The 18,079-nt window shown below is 47.7% G+C and carries 11 protein-coding genes; 3 read left to right on the top strand and 8 right to left on the bottom strand.

From position 1 onward, the window contains the following. Positions 1-17: 17 nt before the first annotated feature. The 8 genes from H3H32_RS17525 to rho form a co-directional block, all read right to left on the bottom strand. A complete protein-coding gene (locus tag H3H32_RS17525; RefSeq protein ID WP_182463958.1) occupies positions 18-1,442 on the bottom strand; it encodes a sulfatase family protein in 1,425 nt (474 codons plus the stop codon). A gap of 29 nt (positions 1,443-1,471) precedes the next feature. After that, a complete protein-coding gene (locus tag H3H32_RS17520; protein ID WP_182463957.1) occupies positions 1,472-2,902 on the bottom strand; it encodes a sulfatase in 1,431 nt (476 codons plus the stop codon). Positions 2,903-2,914: 12 nt separating this feature from the next. Then, the gene (locus H3H32_RS17515; protein ID WP_240543800.1) at positions 2,915-4,267 is read right to left on the bottom strand and encodes a sulfatase family protein; all 1,353 of its coding nucleotides are present in this window, start codon (positions 4,265-4,267) and stop codon (positions 2,915-2,917) included. 130 nt (positions 4,268-4,397) lie between these two features. Further along, complete coding sequence (locus H3H32_RS17510) at positions 4,398-5,879, bottom strand: arylsulfatase B (RefSeq protein ID WP_182463956.1); 1,482 nt, start codon at positions 5,877-5,879, stop codon at positions 4,398-4,400. 148 nt (positions 5,880-6,027) lie between these two features. Continuing rightward, entirely contained in the window at positions 6,028-7,452 is a 1,425-nt protein-coding gene (locus H3H32_RS17505; RefSeq protein ID WP_182463955.1) for a RagB/SusD family nutrient uptake outer membrane protein, read from the bottom strand. Between the two features lie 25 nt (positions 7,453-7,477). Further along, entirely contained in the window at positions 7,478-10,543 is a 3,066-nt protein-coding gene (locus tag H3H32_RS17500; RefSeq protein ID WP_182463954.1) for a SusC/RagA family TonB-linked outer membrane protein, read from the bottom strand. Between the two features lie 828 nt (positions 10,544-11,371). Beyond that, the gene (locus H3H32_RS17495) at positions 11,372-12,256 is read right to left on the bottom strand and encodes a sterol desaturase family protein (protein ID WP_182463953.1); all 885 of its coding nucleotides are present in this window, start codon (positions 12,254-12,256) and stop codon (positions 11,372-11,374) included. Positions 12,257-12,393: 137 nt separating this feature from the next. Further along, positions 12,394-14,613, bottom strand: a complete 2,220-nt coding sequence (rho, locus tag H3H32_RS17490; protein WP_182463952.1) for a transcription termination factor Rho — start codon at positions 14,611-14,613, stop codon at positions 12,394-12,396. A 664-nt stretch (positions 14,614-15,277) separates the two neighbouring features. On the opposite strand from rho, the gene H3H32_RS17485 reads away from it, so the two are divergent. From H3H32_RS17485 to lptC, 3 genes are read left to right on the top strand one after another with little or no spacing between them, the layout of a single operon-like run. Beyond that, positions 15,278-16,075: a type III pantothenate kinase gene (locus tag H3H32_RS17485; RefSeq protein WP_182463951.1), complete on the top strand. Its 798-nt coding sequence runs from the start codon at positions 15,278-15,280 to the stop codon at positions 16,073-16,075. Beyond that, a complete protein-coding gene (gene bamG, locus H3H32_RS17480; protein WP_309547161.1) occupies positions 16,032-17,336 on the top strand; it encodes a BamG family beta-barrel-assembly machinery protein in 1,305 nt (434 codons plus the stop codon). The genes H3H32_RS17485 and bamG overlap by 44 nt, the downstream gene beginning before the upstream one ends. Positions 17,337-17,370: 34 nt before the next feature. After that, on the top strand, positions 17,371-17,964 hold the full coding sequence (gene lptC / locus H3H32_RS17475) for an LPS export ABC transporter periplasmic protein LptC (protein WP_374191828.1): 594 nt from the start codon (positions 17,371-17,373) through the stop codon (positions 17,962-17,964). The last annotated feature ends 115 nt before the right edge of the window (positions 17,965-18,079 follow it).

Raw genomic sequence — 18,079 nt, 5'->3', positions numbered from 1 at the left:
CTCCCTTATGCCACTACTTATCGAACTGTCTGTTTGAGAGCGGTATAGCGCTTTTTTAACGCTGCTTTCTTCGAAGCATAAGCTGGATTATAGGCCAGATTTGTGGTTTCGTGTGGATCGTGAGCCGTGTCGTACAACTCTTCGTATTCATGTTCGATAAAATTCATGTACTTGAATGTAGGCGTCACAACTCCCTCCACTTTTGGGAGTCGGGGACTGCCCATAAAGGTGTGCTCATAGAAAAAGTCTGGTCGAGCCGCTACTTTCTTTTGTGCCAGCTTAATTAGGTCGACACCCTGCATATCAGGCGGAGTAGCAACTCCAGCCAGCGCCAGAATCGTAGGAGCAATGTCGATGTTGAGCGCCATTTGCGTGGGCCGGGAGCCTTTCAGCGTTGCAGGTAATGAGGAACCATAGACCAGAAGCGGCACTCGAATGGATTCTTCGTGACCATACCACTTCCCTTCCAGGCCATGTTCGCCCAGATAAAAGCCATTGTCGCCCATAAAAACAATGACCGTGTTTTTGTCCAGATTCAGGCTTTTAAGTTGGGCTACAAGCTTCCCAACTACCTCGTCCACACCTGTAATCAGCCGATAGTAGTTCCTAACAGTTTCCTGCCGACGTTCGGAGGTAGAGAAAAGGGGCTTCCACCGATCTCTGGCTATGTTCTGATCCGTCTTGAAAAAAGCCGGAAACCGTTCCCAGTAGATCGGGGAGGCTGTTACAGGCTCAGGAATTGTGACATCGCTGTACAGATTTTTGTAGCGGGCCTGTACAGGATAGGTTGGCGGATTACCGTCTAACTCGTGAGGTGCTTTAAAACTAACCGATAGGCAAAATGGCCCCGGCCGTGATGGACTTTTTGACCCATAGGTTTCCAGAAATTTCTGGATATCGTGTTGCACGCTATCCGTATGATGGACGAGCTGACCCGATGCGTTAATAAACTCATAAGGCGGCTGCCCTTCTTTCCCGCACGACCAGTAATCATAGAACTGGCTGGGGTGGTCTTTCCCTTCGCCAACACCATATTTACCGATGAATCCGATGGTATAGCCAGCCTTTTTCAACAGCAGAGGATAGGTTTTGGCCAATGCTTCGGGGGTAAAAGGCGTCGTAAAATCATTGATTCCATGCCGGGATTCGTATTGACCACGTAAAATACTGGCCCGACTAACGCAGCAGATTGCCGTTGTTACGTAAGCGTTCTTAAAGAGAATCCCTTTATTCGCCAGCGCATCCAGATTTGGCGTTTTAATGATCGAGTTTCCCATCGCCCCGAGTGCATCCCAGCGGTGATCGTCTGTCAGCAGAAAGATGATGTTGGGGCGTTTCTGAGTAGGTATTTTCTGGGCAAGCAATGGGTTGAACCTGTTGCTGAACCAAAGAATACCTACCATTAGGATAGTCGCAAAACAAGGATTGGTTAGTCGTTTCATCACGGACTAGTACTAAATAATTCTAAGGATTACTCCGATTTGACTTTTTCTGTCGCAAGAGTAGCCCCTTTATGAAGCAAAGCCGCCAGTTCTTTTACCGTTCCTGCGTGTTCAGGTTTGCCGGATAGATTTGTGAACTCATCAGGATCGGTCTGATGATCGTAGAGTTCAACGCCAGCTTTGCCTTCGTCCCATTCGGTATAGCGCCAGCGTTCGGTGCGGACACTACGCCCAAAAATTTTATTCCGTAATACCTGCGAGTAGGCCGGTTTTGCCCAGGATGCATTCGGGTTTTTGAGTAAAGGCGTTAGGCTTTTGCCTGCCAGATCAACTGGTGCTGGTAAGCTACATAAGTCTGCCAGGGTAGGGTAGAGGTCCACTAATTCTACCGTTCGGCCGGAGGCTTTCCCGGTCACGCCACCGGGTACCGAAATTAACAGGGGTACGCGGGCCGAGTTTTCGAACAGACTCTGTTTCATCCATTGGCCATGCTGACCAACGTTATAGCCGTGATCGCTCCAGAGTACAATGATGGTGTTGTCTGACAGTTTCAGATGGTCCAGCGCATCCAGCAACTTGCCAACCTGAGCGTCCATGAAGGAAATAGTGGCGTAGTAAGCCCGTTGTGCCTCCCGCCGTTCGGCTTCGCCAAGACCCCAATGTGGAGGTTTCGTGAACAGGGCTGCTTCCGGAATATCGTCCAGATCATTGGCCTGCTCTTTAGGCAGTGGGATTTTATCCAGCGGATATTGGTCGAAATATTTCTTAGGCGCAACGTAGGGTGTGTGAGGCCTGAAAAAACCTACGGCCAGAAAGAATGGTTCGTCTTTTTTCTGCTCCAGTAACCGAACCGCTTCGTTGGCAATCAGGCCATCCGTTTGTTCATCGTCTGTCCCTTCTGCTTCATAATAACAAAGGGCGCTACCCAACGGCCGACCTGGCGTTAGATTCTTAATCTTTGATTCTTCGACCTTATCGCGCCCTTTGGGGTTAATGACCTGGTTCCAGGAAATAGGATCATCAAGACCATCTGTACCAATCTGCGCTGGTACGCCATAGTGGAAAATCTTACCAATACGCGCGCTGAAGTAGGCGTTATTTTTGAACAACTGCGGCAGGGTTACTACATCAGGCAGATTCTTTCGGAAGTGCGTTTGCAGTTCGTAAATCCCGGTTTTGTCGGGACGGTAACCCGTCAATAAGGACGAGCGGCTGGGACTGCAAAGTGGGTATTGGGTATAGGCCCGATCAAACTTGACACCCCGTTTGGCTAACCGATCAATATTCGGCGATTGTACAAATGTGTTTCCATAACAACCCAGATCGTTGTTCAGATCGTCGACGGCAATGAAGAGTACGTTGTACTTTTTCTTGGCGGGAGGGTCAATGGATTTGAAACCAGTTAGAGTGGCCAGACTCACAAGGCCATAAGCAATGAAACGTAGGGATTCTCTTTTCATGACTAATTGGGCTTATTCGGTGAAACTTTTTAGCGGTTCCAGACCGGGCAGAATAGATTTGGGTTGCCCCGGATCACCGGGTTTCCAGGGGGGAAGTTTACGGAACTCAGCTGCAAAAACTTGCCGGATTTTCTCGGCTTCGGGCGAACCTTTGCCAAGAGCAATGGGGCTGGTTTCTTCCAGATCCTGACTTAAATCGTAGAAACGACCGTCCTGATACAGTTTATAGCGATGATCCCGGAAAAAGCGGGCCGAATGCTTGTCGGCCGCTGGCGAATGGATGGGGCTGTAATGGGAGAAAATCCATTGGCGGGGCTTACCTTTCTCGCCTTTGATCTGTGGATAAATACTAGTGCCGTCTATATTCCAGGCCTTTGGGACAGGCACATTCATGATATCGGCAAAGGTGGGCAGGAAGTCCGTAAAGTCAACCAGGTCGTTGGTTTCGTGTTGTTTGTACCGATTGCTTCCCCAGTTGACAATCAGCGGGACGTGGTGACCCCGATCGAGGGTGAGCCCTTTTCCTCCGGGAATCCGGGTGCCATCTTTAAGCGTCGTAATCACTTCATGGCCAGTGCCATTATCACCCGTAAAAATAATGATGGTGTTCTCGTACAGATTCAGCTTTTTTAGCCTTTGGATAATCTTGCCTACGTTCTTATCCGTGTAGGCAACCATGTCCCGGAAGTTAAGCGTGTCTTTGGTTTGTCGCCCGGCTGGATTCGTTTTCCAACTCTTACTATCGGGCGTTGGCAGGAACGGTTCGTGCACCAACGCCATGGGATAATAGGCAAAAAACTTCCGGTCTTTATTCGTCTCGATAAAATTGAGCAGGTAGTCTACGAAAATATCTGGGCCGTAATCATCGTCGGTGCTGCTGAGTAGCTTACCGTCCTGTTCAATCAGCGGTTTGGCGTATCGTTCGCCTTTTTTACGAGGCTGAGTTAGTTGCCACAGACAATACTTATCGAACCCAAAATGATTCGGAAGTCCCTGATTTGGACCCAGTTGCCATTTTCCGGCAATAGCCGTTGTGTAACCCGCATCCCGAGCCAGGTGCGCGAAGGTTTTCTCATTCTGATTCAGAAATCCGAACTGTGTATAGTTTTTGTAATTGTATTTGCCCGTCATGAGCTGAACCCGAGAGGGCGTACAAAGCGGCTGAGAAAAGCCGTAATTGAACTTCAGCCCGTCCTGAGCGAGTTGGTCGATAATGGGCGTTTGATAGGTACTGCCATAAGTACCAATGCATTCTTTACCCATATCATCGGCTAGTATCAGAATGATATTTGGCGATTCTTTTTTTGGCCGAAGCCGACTTTGTGGATTGGGCGCTGACTGATAGCGTAAGTCCCAGTAGGCCAAACAGAAATAAGCAATTTTTCATAATGTAAGTATTTGGAATAAAATACATTAGCTTGATTTTTTTGTCATGCTGACGAAGGAAGCATCTTCGGTAACTTAATAATTGCCTTATCCGAAGATGCTTCCTTCGTCAGCATGACAAAAACAAATAAGTAGCCAGTTGATTTTGTCCGTGAGCGAGCCGACTTAACGAGTTGCCGTTGGTGCACCTGGTATGGTCCAGTTTGTGGGGGGGGAGCCAGCCTTTGGGTTGAGAAGGAAAAGGGAATGGAATAACAAATTTTTTGAAGTCTGTGAGCGCATTCGTTAACTGAGTAAACTCGGCTGGGTGCGAAGCCGCTACGTTCGTTGTTTCGGAGTTGTCCTGACTAAGATCGAACAGTTGTCCTTCATTTAATTTCCATCGTTTTGTCACGACAGCCTCATGGCCCAGGAAGAGCGTCCGGTCGGGCAATGTTTCGCCCTGGAGTGCGCGGATCACGTCGATACCATCCGTTTTAGGAATATTGGGTGCCTTAGCCAGACGAGTCAGTGTGGGAAGTACATCAATGAAGCCAATAACTTCATTGATCTTTTGGCCTCCCTCGATTTTGCTTTTCCAGTAAACAACAGAAGATGAGCGAACTCCGCCTTCCCACTCCGTATGTTTGGTGCCTCGTAACGGATCGTTGTTGCCGCCAAAGGTGGGGATGCCACCGTTGTCACTCAGAAACCAGATGATCGTGTTGTCGGCAATGCCTTTCTCATCAATGGCTTTCAGGATCTGGCCCAGTGCATTGTCCATACCGGTCACCATGGCGGTGTAGGTTTGCCGAAGGTTGTTTCCCCGACCTTTTTTACCATAATCAGGCGTGTTGAATTCGCCCGGTTGACCACCACCACTTGTGAACCCTTCCTGTGATTTCGACGGGTCGTAGCCGTTTTTCAATAAATCACTTGCCTTTGCCTGAAGAGGAGCGTGAACCCCATTGAAAGCCACGTAGGCCAAAAACGGCTTCGAGGTTGGCGAGTCCTGAATAAACTTGACGGCTTCTCGCGCGACCAAATCAACAGAATAGCCCGTATCGGCACTGGTTTCGAAGTTTCGGTGCCAGTCGAGCGCACCATTTCTGAAATGGGAGTAATAATCAATAGCACCATTGTAATGGCCGTAGAACGATGTAAAACCCCGGTTCAGTGGATGGTATTTTGCATCGGAATGACCCAGGTGCCATTTCCCAAAGGCGCCCCGACGATCGTACCCGGCTTTGGCCAGCACATTGGCCAGTGTTTGTTCTTCAGGTGGTAAGCCACCAATGGTATTGGGTCGGATAACTTCATTCCGAATACCAAACCGATCGGGATATTTGCCTGTCAGTAAGCCCGATCGGGTGGGACTGCAAATAGCGGCTACGTAAAATCGGGAGAGTTCCCGACCTTTCTTCGCCAGCGCATTCAGGTTCGGCGAAATGATTTTCGGGTTATGAAACCCGACATCATTCCACCCCAAATCATCGGCCACAACAATGACGATGTTCGGGGTTCCTGGCCGTTGTGCATATACCTGTGGAGTCGACAGAAGAGCACAAATTACCCAACTAAGTGGTAAACTTTTTGAGAGCAGACGGTTCATTGGAGAGTATAGATTAATGATTATGAACAATGAGTAATGAATAATGAGTAATGGATAATGCTTAGTGCATGGATTAGTGTATTGAAATTCAGTACTTTATCGGTTTTTGTTATCCATTACTCATTGTTCATTATCCATTATTTATCAATTACCAGCCCGGATTTTGGGTCAGTTTGGGGTTAAGGTCAATTTCCCGTTGTGGAACAGGATGGAGGTAGTGCTTTTCTGCCGCATTCGGCTTACCTGCTGCATGCAGGGCCGTAATCATGCGTTTGGTACGGATGAGGTCGAACCAGCGCTGAAATTCGAACATCAACTCTAGTCGACGTTCGGTGTAGACCGCTTCGCGGAACTGCGACTGAGTCAGATTTTCTAATGCAGCAAGACCAGCCCGTTTCCGTACCCGGTTAATGGCCGTGTACGCTTCTGTAGTGGGCGAACCCGCTTCGTTCAACGCTTCGGCATAAATCAGCAGAATTTCGGCAAACCGGATGACGGGAATATTCTTAGCCGATTCGGTTGGGTTAGCCGTCTGAGCTGGATCGAAATATTTGAAAAATCGGGGATCAAACGTAACGGCCTTTCCTGTTGTCGGGCTAACCAGCGAGGTGAAGAAGGTAACATCCCGTCGCTTGTCAGTTGCTGAATACAGTTTATAGACATCCGGTTGGGGTTCGTCGGTACCAGCCGATGCAACACCTGCAATGCCCACCGGCGTAGCCGACGACGCCAACCGATTTCCCTGACCATTGACATTTGATTTACACTGAACAGAGAAAATATGCTCCTTCCCGTTCTTGGTGGCCACATTAAAGACATCGGCGAAGTTTTCGAACAGATCGTACCCATACGGGCCGTTGATAACCTCCAGACTCTTGGTCGCGGCTTTGCTCCATTCCTGCCGGGTTAGGTAAACTTTGGCTAAAATGGCTTTAGCAGCACCACCCGTTGCCCTGCCCGCATCAGCACCGCTATACGAATTGGGTAACGCTTCGGCATCGGTCAGGTCACTGATAATCTGCTGATAAACCTGCTCTGCTGGTGTGCGGCTCACCTGAATTGCTTCTTTCTCCAATGAGCCTGTTTCCTGGACTATAAGCGGTACATCGCCCCACAAACGTACCAGAGTGAAGTAGGTTAAGGCGCGCAGAAATTTAGCTTCGTTGATCAGCCTGGTTCGCAGGGTTTCGTTCATTGAAATCGCCGGAATGCGGGCAATCGCAATATTGGCGCGGTTAATGGCGGTATAGCTTTCTTTCCACAATTCATCGACGCGGTCGTTAGTGGTCGAGTGAGCTAGTACTGCAATAGAGCGAACGTCGGCATTGGTCACCCGAAGACCCGCAATGGCATCATCCGACATGATTTCGAAAGCGAGGTGAAACAGCCGATTGTACATCGTTAGGCCACCATTGTTGAGGGCACCGTTGTACACACTATTCACGGCCGATATCGCATCACTTTCGGTTTTGTAAAATTGCTCTGCAGTGAGCAGGGCCTGGGGATTCTCATTTAAATCGGTGCAGGAGGTCAGAGCCAACAGCCCAATCGAAAAGATCAGTGCCTTTTTCATGCGTAAAATGAAGACAGTAAGTCGATTAAAATGAAATACTTAAGCCAGCCAGATAGGCTTTGCTGCTGGGATAAACACTGTAGTCGATGCCCAGATTAAGCGTACTTTGCTCATTACGGCTTACCTCGGGGTCGTAACCGCTGTAGCTCGTGAAGGTGAATAGGTTTTGAGCCGTCACGTACACTCTAACCTGGCTGGATCGAATTTTCGACGCGATGCTTTTGGGTAAATGATAACCCAGCGACAGATTTTTAAGCCGTAAATACGACGCATCTTCTACATACCGACTCGTGTTTACCGGGGCCGGGTCTTCAAACGCACGTTGGATTGTATTACTTGGGTTAGTAGGCGTCCACCGATCCAATGCCGTTATGGAAGCATTCTGCTGACCGGTCAGAAGCTCAAGCTGCTGTTTGTTCTGGTTGAAGAGTTGATTGCCGTACGAACCCTGGAAGAAAATGCTCAAATCGAAGTTTGCGTACGAGAAATTGTTCGTCAAGCCGCCAATAAACTTGGGCTGGGCATTGCCAATAATCGTCCGGTCGTCGGTTTGCGTAATTTTTCCGTCGCCATTAATATCGACATACCGACGATCTCCGGGTTTAGTTTTCGTGGGATCAATGGTTGGCAGCTCGGCAATATTATCGGTAGTCTGGAAAATACCGTTCGTCTGGTAGCCATAGAAAGACCCCAGCGGTTCGCCAACTTTAGCAATATTGGCCCCCGAAATGATATAGCTGGCCCCATCGCCCAGACTGACAACCTTATTGCGGTTGAGCGAGAACACCAGATTCGTATTCCAGGAAAATCTGCCGCGTAGATTTTGCGAGTTAATTCCCAGTTCAATTCCCTTATTATCAACCGTTCCATAGTTCTGCAATGAAGTTGATTGACCAGTTGTGTAAGGGATTGGCACGTTCAGGAGCAGATTCGTGGTTCGTTTGTAGTAGGCGTCAAAAACGATACTCAGGCGATTCTTAAATAAGCCTAAATCTATCCCCGCATCGTATTGAGCAGTTGTTTCCCAACCCAGATCAGGATTGGAAATTCGGCTCGGAGCAAAGCCAATTACCGTCTGATTACCAAAGAAGTACGTGTTCGTTGCTAAAGTCGCCAACGATAGATACTGCCCGATTTCCTGGTTTCCGGTAATACCAGCGCTCAGTCGAAGTTTCAGATTGCTAACCGAGGGTACTGAGGCTAAAAATGATTCCCGACTCACGTTCCAGGCAAATGCCGCCGATGGGAAATAACCCCATTTCTTGTCTTTCCCGAAACGGGAAGAACCGTCTGCCCGTCCACTGATGGTCAGGATATATTTCTGATCGAACGAATAATTGACTCTCCCTAAAAATGAATTTAAGGCCCATTGAGTCGCGCTGGAAGAAGGTTGCGTATAGACTGATCCACTTCCTAAGTCGTTGTAAGTCAGTTGGTCGGTAACGAATTGTTGCGAGCCAGCTATAACGCTTTCGTTCTGATAAGCCTGTTGCGTATACCCAACAACCGCGTTGATCGAATGCCGCCCACCCAGGCTACGGCTGTAGCTTAACGTGTTTTCATTCAGCCAGCTCGACGCAAATTTACTACCTACAGAGGCCGTACCCGTTGCGCTTGCATTAGCTCCCTGATAGATTGTAGATGGTACATAGCGATTCTGTTTGTTATTGATAATGTCGGCGCCAAACGAGATTTTAGCCACCAGCCCTTCGGCCAGCGTGTATTCGCCAAATACGTTGCCTAACAGACGATACGTAGTTGTTTTATTGATCTCTTTTTCGAGTGTGGCGATGGGATTCCCTAGCGGTGTCTCAAATTCACTTTGGTAGGTATACTCGCCCGTAGCAGTCCGGATAGGAACCGTAGGTGGCATGGACAAAAGCGCATTCACGATGCCCGCATTGGCAATCCGGGCAGAAACCTTACTTGCGGTAAAGTTTGTCCCAACCCTGAATTTTGCCGAGAAATCACGGTCGAGGTTGATGCGAATAGAATAGCGATCGAAGTCGGTATGGCGGAGAATACCGTCCTGTTTAAAGTAGTTTCCCGAAATCGCATAACGCGTACGGTCGTCACCACCCGTCATGCTCAGTTGGTGATTTTGAATCAGAGCCGACGTAAAAGCCTCTTTTTGCCAATCAGTGCCGCCCGTCAATGCCTGAAGTTGGGCATCGGTATAATAAGGCGCTTTTCCTGAATTAGCCCGAGCGTCGTTTTTTAGAAGGGCCCAATCGCGGGCGCTTGTGAGCACATCAACAGTTTTTAGAACACTCTGCTGGCCATAATACGTCTCATAGGTTATGCTGTTTTGGCCCGCTCTCCCTTTTTTGGTAGTAATCAAAACAACGCCATTGGCACCTCGTGAGCCATAAATAGCCGTCGCCGAGGCATCTTTCAGCACTTCCATTGACTCAATGTCGCTGGGATTCAGACTGGCCAGCGCGTTGATGCTTGGGCCACTGACAACGCCAGCGTTTGCATCGGTATTATTGTTATAAACCGGGAAACCATCGATTACGTACAAGGGCTCATTACCGCCTGTAATCGAATTGCCACCCCTAATTCGAATGCTGATGGCACTACCTGGCTGGCCCGAGGTTTGAGTTACCTGAACACCGGCTGCCCGGCCCGCCAGCGCCTGATCGAGCGATGAATTGATGGTTTTGTTAATCTGTTCGGTATTTATTGACGAGACAGAACCAGTCAGATCCGTTTTTCGCACCGTACCGTAGCCAATCACAACAACTTCGGAGAGTTGTTTGGAATCGGCTGCCAGTTCAATATTGACTGGATTACCTTCGGCAATAATTTCTTTTGACTGATAGCCAATAAAGCTGATAATCAGTGAAAATGGAAGTTTTTGGCCCGTTTTGAGCGTAAACTGGCCGTTGGTGTCGGCCGTTCCTCCGTTGGTTGTTCCTTTAATTAAGACGGTAGCTCCAATGAGAGGTTCACCTGTTCGCTGGTCGGTTATTCGGCCGCTGAGCGTGGTATTAATGGTTGGCGGAATGGGCTGCGCCAATACTACAGCCGGAATTAATAGACTTAATCCCCAAAGAAGCCGGACGCGGCCCGATAGAGTTTTTATCATTACTTTGCATTGGTTACGTGAGAAATGAGGCAGGCCAGCTGATGTTGGTAGCATCTGAAGGCTCTGAGAATTGCTTCGGCAGTTTCTGTCTTGTTGTGACTATCCGGGACGGTTGGCGCCGTTCCGGATTTTTTATGTGCCGAGCTGGTGGCAATTACTGCCGCTGGTATTTTGGGTTGTTAGGTAATCATATCAGTTGAGGTGAAAAATTGACATATATTCTATGGGGTTAATAGAATATAAATTAATGAACTAGATTGCGTTGAAGTCCTGTACTACGTAATTTGATGAAGGGTCTAGAGCGATGAAGTAACTGCGTAGACTTGGTAAGAAAGGGCGTTACGGCTGTGTAATGGCTTAGCAGCAACAGCTTATAAAGACAGAAAGGGTTCTGTTTTTATAAAAGCCGGAATGGGTACGGGTAGTGAAAAGATTGACTGCTTTCATATATATGCTTTATTCCACAGAGTAGTTGGCGATACTCTTGTAGTTTGATTGGCAAAGGTGACTAGCGATTTTTCTATTTCCAAGAATTTTTACAAAAATCTGATAAACAGCTATTTACCTAATACTCTATCGAGATATACTGTTATAGACTACTATTCCTACAGAATAGAATTTATTTGAGTCTGGCTTTAGTTTTACCCAGAAATCAGGCTATTGGAGTGCGAGTGATTGGGCAAACTAATTTTTAGAAAGTTAGAGGTTCGACCTTTGTCTGGGCCAAGCTCCAGCTTGGCCATTGTTTACTAGAATTGAACAGGCCAAGTTGGAGCTTGGCCCAGACAAGGCCACTAGCTTTTATGTAATAGAGTGGTAGCGTGAAGTTTAAGTAAGCTCAGTAACTTCCTCTTTCTTTTCCCGAAGTTGTTTCGTCGTTTTTCGTGAACCATCATGACTCCAGCCGGGAGGTCCGAAAATATAACCCAAGGCAGCCCGAAGTGATGTTGCCCGCCGAATGTCCTGCCCAATCGCTACCCACTCGTGAAAAGCAATCCGGACGGGATTATGCGAATTGACATTCGTGACCAGACCGTACGTTGGCCGATTCCGCTCTATTTCAAACGTACCGAACATACGATCCCAGATAATAAGGATACCCGCGTGGTTTTTGTCCAGATAATCGAGGTCGGAGCCATGATGTACCCGGTGATGGGAGGGTGTGTTGAAAATAAACTCAATCGGTTTGGGAAACTTGTCGATGAGTTCGGTGTGAATCCAGAACTGGTATAGCAGGCTGATCGACTGCATGGTCATGATCGCTATGGGCGAGAAGCCAGCTAAGGGAAGCCATATCCAGAAAATGAAAGCGCCTGATAAGTTACCTGTCCAGGTTTGACGTAGGGCCGTACCGAGATTGTATTTCATGGACGAGTGATGCACTACGTGCGATGCCCAAAAATATCGGCTACTGTGGCTGATCCGGTGAAACCAGTAGTAGCTAAAATCATCGGCAAAAAACAGGATTGCCCAGGCCCACCACTGAGTCATATCAATCGTAAACAGTCGAAATTGATAGGCTAGTGTAAAGGCACCCAGAACCATAGCTTTCCCAATGACGGCGCTGATAATAACGTTACCAATTCCCATCGACAAACTGCTGGCCGTGTCTTTAGATACGTAATAATCTTTCTGTTGTTTGACCGTTACAATAATTTCGACAACCAGCAGAATAACAAAACCTGGAATAGCATACTGAATCAGATCTCTCATAATTTTTCTGACTTTTATGCAAGTTAGTATCTTTTAAACACAGAGAGCACGGAGGATTACACGGAGCACACAGATTTATTTTTCTGTGAACTCTGTGCGATTCTCCGTGCTCTCTGTGTTTAAAAAATTAAACCTTTTTACCGATTCATCGACGTTAAAAACTCTTCGTTGTTCCGGGTGCCTTTCATGTGGCCAAGCAGGAAGTCCATGCTTTCCATTGGATTCATATCGGCCATGTGCTTACGAAGAATCCAGACACGTTGTAGCGTTTCTTTGTCTAGCAGCAAATCTTCCCGACGTGTGCCCGATGCCATAACATCAATAGCAGGATAAACCCGTTTGTTGGCTAGTTTGCGGTCTAACTGGAGTTCCATGTTGCCGGTTCCTTTGAATTCTTCAAAGATAACCTCATCCATTTTCGAACCTGTATCGATCAGCGCCGTAGCAATAATGGTCAGCGAGCCGCCATTTTCTACATTACGGGCTGCCCCAAAGAATCGCTTAGGTCGGTGAAGTGCGTTTGCATCGACACCACCCGACAGAATTTTGCCCGATGAAGGAACGACCGTGTTATACGCCCGTGCCAGACGAGTGATCGAGTCGAGCAGAATCACGACATCATGGCCGCATTCAACCATGCGTTTGGCTTTTTCGAGCACCATGCTCGATACTTTTACGTGACGGTCGGCCTGCTCATCGAAGGTGGATGAAATTACTTCGGCATTCACGCTACGGGCCATGTCGGTCACCTCTTCAGGGCGTTCATCGATCAGGAGTACGATTAAGTATACTTCTGGATGATTCCGGGTAATGGCATTGGCAATTTCCTTCAACAGAACAGTCTTACCTGTTTTGGGTTGAGCCACAATCATACCCCGTTGACCTTTTCCGATCGGCGCAAATAAATCCAGTACCCGCGACGAATAATTGTCGGGTCGGTTGCTGAGATGAAGTTGCTCTTCGGGGAAAAGGGGAGTCAGGTATTCGAATGGAATCCGGTCGCGGATTTCTTCGGTTGTTTTCCCGTTGACGGTCGATACGCGCAGGAGAGCAAAATATTTTTCGCCTTCTTTGGGCGGACGGATAGCACCGCGTACCGTATCGCCCGTTTTCAGACCAAATAATTTAATCTGCGAGGGCGAGACATAAATATCATCGGGGCTGGCCAGGTAGTTATAATCTGCTGAACGAAGGAAACCGTAGCCACCGTCCTGCATAATTTCCAGAACACCCTCGTTGTCGATAATACCATCGAACTCCCGAATGTGCTGGTTATACTGCCGACGAATACGGTTTTGATATTCCTGAGCTTCACGAGCGGGTTGGCTCAATTGGGGTTGGGGAGCCTGACCACCTTCTGCCTGGGCAGGTTGATCCGCTTGCGTTTCGGTAGGTGTAGTTGTCTGCTCAACGGTTGCATCGGTAGCAACTGCGGCTGGTTCTGCAGTCGACTGAATATTGGCTGCATTCTCTTCCGAAACAACGGTTGGTGTCAAAAACTCATCGTCAGCCTGACCACCGTAGTTTATAGCTGTTTCGTCCGTAACAATCCGCTGGGTTCTTGGGCGTTGGTCGCGACGCTGGTTATTGTCTCGTAGATCCCGTGGGTTGTTTGAGCCTTGCCCCGCATCGTTGCGTTGCCGATTATCCCGTTGTCCATCTGGACGTAGGTTCCGCTGCTGATTTTGGTCAGGGCGGGTGCTTCGATCTCTATCGTTACGAGGGGCACCTTGTCGGAATGAACGATCGGCAGATGAATTACCTTCGTCGCCATCGCGTCGGTTTTCGATACGATTCCGACCAGGTTGGGTAAATTGACCATTCCGCTGACCGGGCTCACGGTTAACGCGAGATTGCGGAACAGGGGTAGTTGTCTGTATAGGAGCGGCTGCTTCTGTTGCGACTGGCGTTTCCGCAGGTACACTTTCGGCAGTTGCCGGGGTGCTAATTTCAGGTGCCGGGGTCGGAGCCGTTTCAACTACTGGGGTAGGAACACTCTGCGCTACTTCATCTGCTGCGCTTGGCTTGGTTTCGACACGCTCACGTTTGACACGTTGACGTGGCTGGGCACTCGGTATACTATCGGGCACAGGCGTAACATCGACTGAGACCGGTTGGCTTTCCTGAACGGGAACCTCATCAGCCACGGCAGCGGGCGCTTTGACACGTCGATTACGCTTCGGTGCTTCTTCAGGCTGAGCCGTTTCTTCGGGACCGGGACGTTCCGACTGTTGTTTTATGATTTCGTAAACCAGTTTTTCTTTTGTGAATTTGGCGATATTACGAATGCCAAATTGCTCGGCAATTGGGTGAAGCTCGGAGAGAAGCTTCATGTCTAATTCTTCTTTCTTAAACATAGAGGTCAGGTTAGCGATAAACCTTGAAAGGACCGCCTGAGCGGTAAGGATATAAGTTGAGGATTGTTGATAGTAAGAAACCGCTGTTTTGGTAGGCGCGTTAAGAGACCTGGTTGGTCTGGTTGTGGGGTTATTGATTAATGAACCAAACTAACCTCAACAAATTCAAGTGATTACGTATTGAAAAATAAACCAAAAATATAACTTGGAGTGATTGCCTGATCCAAACTTCACCGTCTGGTGGGGCCAGATGTAGTGTTTACTAAAAACGTTTGGAAAATGGCGGTTCGCCGTTGCGATTATCAGCTGTCGTTATGGGTTGTATCTATTTCTGAAGAACCCAAACCTGCCAACTAGATTGATGGTAACAAAGGTAATGTTTTGTTGCGGTATTATCAAGGAAACGTTATTCTGTCAGAAATGTTTCCTGAATATTGAATAAAAAAAGATTTTAATTGAAAGTTCATGCCTTGGTAGCAGGCAATCATCATGCCGATTCGTTGTAGCTACACCATACGTTCAAAAGTTCTTTTGTGTGCCTTGATTGTCATATACGATAACGATAGCCTTGGTAAAGGGGAAAGCGTGATTCTGTCGTTAAAAAAACTTAAAACCTCCAGGCTGAATAAATTTTGTTCGCTACATGAGCGTTGCATTTTCAACTATGGATCGAACAGATACGTCCTATCATAATCTGCAAGTTTCTCCAACCCTGGTTATCGACTGGGGGAATACCAGCCTGAAAGCCGGCTGGTTTGTTGGGTCGATGCTGGTTGAAACAGGTCGTTATGCTTCACCCGACGAACTGTTTTTTGCGCTTGCCAACCGCACCAGTGAGCATGTTTTGGTTTCGTCGACTAGCCGTCCGGCCGATGAAATTCGGACTCGATTAGTAGGGTTACAGACTGATTTCTGGGTGCTGGACAGCCAAACGCCTATACCCATACGCAAGGCATACGATACGCCTAACACCCTTGGAGCCGACCGGGTTGCGGCTGCAGTAGGTGCTATGACGTTATTTCCGGATCAGGACTGTCTGATTCTGGATCTCGGAACCTGCCTAACTGCCGACCTGATTGATCGCGATGCTGTATTTCAGGGTGGGCTGATTTCGCCGGGTTTACACATGCGCTTTCGGGCCATGCACGAGCAAACGGCCCGGCTGCCATTAGTTGACTCCGCCGAGGAGTGGCCTGACTTGACGGCTAAAAATACAAGAGCGGCCATGCAGAGTGGCGTGATGAACGGACTGGCCTTTGAACTGAACGGAATCATCGACTTATATCGTCAGGAACGACCCGATATTAGGGTGATCCTTTGCGGTGGCGATGCTCCTGCCTTTGAAAGTCGTCTTAAACAGCCGATATTTGCAGTGCCCGAATTGGTGCTGACTGGATTGAATCGAATTTTACGCTATAATGTTGAGAATTTACAAGCGGATACGTCGGACGTTAACGCATAGTTTGCTGGCCGTTGCCGCAACATCGCCGATGGTATTGGCGCAAGGATTGGGTAATTCACCCTATTCGTCTCTGGGTATCGGAGAAATGTACAGTCCAGGCAATGCGACCAATATGGGCATGGGCGGTGTTGGGGTAAGTAATGCCAGCGGTTTCTATCTGAATCTTCAAAATCCGGCATTGTTGGCTCAACGCAGACGCTTTACTGTCTTTGAAGTAGGCTTGATCGGAAAATCGGCAGGCCTTAGCCAGAACATTAGTAATACAGAACAGAGCCAGAGTAATGTGGCCGGAAATCTGGGTTACCTGGCATTGGCATTTCCGGCTAGTTCTCGCTGGAACATATCTTTAAGTTTAAAGCCGTACACGTTTGTTAATTACAACACACAGGAAAATACGGCTGTGCCCGGCACACAGTATCTGGCCTCGTATAATTACACCGGGCGTGGAGGCTTGAACAAAGCAACGTTTGCGAATGGATATCGGATTACCAATAACTTCTATTTAGGCGCTGAAGCTTCATTCCTGTTTGGTAACGTTACCAATTCGGCCGATTCGAGAGCTGTTACCAGTACGACCGATTTGTTGGTGACGCACTTAAATCGGGTTAACTATAGTGATGTCGTCTTTAAACTGGGTGGTGCATGGCGCCCTAAACTAAGCGATAAATGGACGCTTAATTTGGGAGCTACCTACGAACCAAAAGCGCGCATCAAAGCACAGCAGACAGATATTTATCAACAAACATCCTTGTCTGGGCTTGCCATTACTGCCCCTGATACAATTCGACTCAACTCAAACAGTAAAGCAACCTTGCCCCAGCAGATGCATTTTGGGATTAGTCTGGAAAAGGCGAATCAGTCATTATTGGTGGGCGTTGATGTTGGCCTGCAGAAGTGGAGTGAGTATCGTACCGCTGATAATAAAGCGGGTGGCCTGTTTGATGCGATGACGTTTGCCTCTGGGATTGAGTACACGCCTAAACCGACTTCAAACCGTTACCGTGATCTGATCACCTACCGTGCAGGTTTCCAGTATAACCAAATGCCCTATAAAATAGGGGGCCAGGCCATTAATGATGTCAATGGGAGTATCGGCCTTTCGCTACCACTAGGGTATAACCTGGTTAACCACATAACCTTAGCCTTGGTGGCGGGCCAGCGAGGTGTATTGACGGCTAATCAGATTCGCGAGCGCTATGTGCAGATTGCACTAGGCTTCTCGTTGAACGACTGGTGGTTCATTAAGCGGGCTGTTGACTAAATGATAATGAATGATGAATAATGAAAAATGGAAAATGACGAGTAGGAAAATGATTTTGCTGGCGACAAGAAGCCAGTATCTTCGGAAATCTTTCTATTATTCATTACTCATTATTCATTGTTCATTAATACTACTGGCCTGCGGAGAACGTAAGCAGATTAAGAAAGTAGAGCCCTATAGTGGCCCTATTGAAGAAATCAATGACGTAAAGCTGCTTTATAGTGAAGCGGCTTTACTAAAAGTGAAGCTGACAACGGCTAAACAACTCCGCTATCTTAACGAAAATCGACGTTACCCCAATCCTGTTAATATTTCGTTTTTTAACCCCATGGGCGATGAAATAACAACGATTCGCTCCGATTCTGGCCGTTATGATAAAGCGAAGGATATATATGTGGTAATGGGCAACGTTGTGGTCATTAACAAGCAAAAGCAGGAAAAGCTTCTCACGCCTGAATTAACCTGGAGTCCCGTAACCAAGAAAGTATATACAGACAAACGGGTAACAATTCTGAGCCAGTTGACGGGCGAAAAACTCTACGGAATGGGCTTAGATGCGAATCAGGATTTCTCCAAATATGCCATACGGAAAGTAACCGGTGTTTTCAATGTACAAACCGGGATATAAAGTCGTTTTAAATAGATTTTTATAGATACTGTGAAGTTCTGTTAATTCTATTCCATGGATTCTTTTTTTGTTAACCAATGGAATAGAATCAACAGAATCTTATAGCGTCACTAGA

This window comes from Spirosoma foliorum, assembly GCF_014117325.1.
GTDB lineage: Bacteria > Bacteroidota > Bacteroidia > Cytophagales > Spirosomataceae > Spirosoma > Spirosoma foliorum.
Note: the sequence above shows the minus strand (reverse complement) of the source record. Positions and strands in the feature narration are given on the sequence as shown.

Bases quoted from the DNA above. Each gene is read 5' to 3' on its own strand.
- H3H32_RS17495 (WP_182463953.1), bottom strand. From the start codon at position 12,256: ATGAGAGATCTGATTCAGTATGCTATTCCAGGTTTTGTTATTCTGCTG.
- bamG (WP_309547161.1), top strand. From the start codon at position 16,032: ATGTTGAGAATTTACAAGCGGATACGTCGGACGTTAACGCATAGTTTG.
- lptC (WP_374191828.1), top strand. From the start codon at position 17,371: ATGACGAGTAGGAAAATGATTTTGCTGGCGACAAGAAGCCAGTATCTT.
- H3H32_RS17505 (WP_182463955.1), bottom strand. From the start codon at position 7,452: ATGAAAAAGGCACTGATCTTTTCGATTGGGCTGTTGGCTCTGACCTCC.
- H3H32_RS17500 (WP_182463954.1), bottom strand. From the start codon at position 10,543: ATGATAAAAACTCTATCGGGCCGCGTCCGGCTTCTTTGGGGATTAAGT.
- H3H32_RS17525 (WP_182463958.1), bottom strand. From the start codon at position 1,442: ATGAAACGACTAACCAATCCTTGTTTTGCGACTATCCTAATGGTAGGT.
- H3H32_RS17510 (WP_182463956.1), bottom strand. From the start codon at position 5,879: ATGAACCGTCTGCTCTCAAAAAGTTTACCACTTAGTTGGGTAATTTGT.
- H3H32_RS17485 (WP_182463951.1), top strand. From the start codon at position 15,278: ATGGATCGAACAGATACGTCCTATCATAATCTGCAAGTTTCTCCAACC.
- H3H32_RS17520 (WP_182463957.1), bottom strand. From the start codon at position 2,902: ATGAAAAGAGAATCCCTACGTTTCATTGCTTATGGCCTTGTGAGTCTG.
- rho (WP_182463952.1), bottom strand. From the start codon at position 14,613: ATGTTTAAGAAAGAAGAATTAGACATGAAGCTTCTCTCCGAGCTTCAC.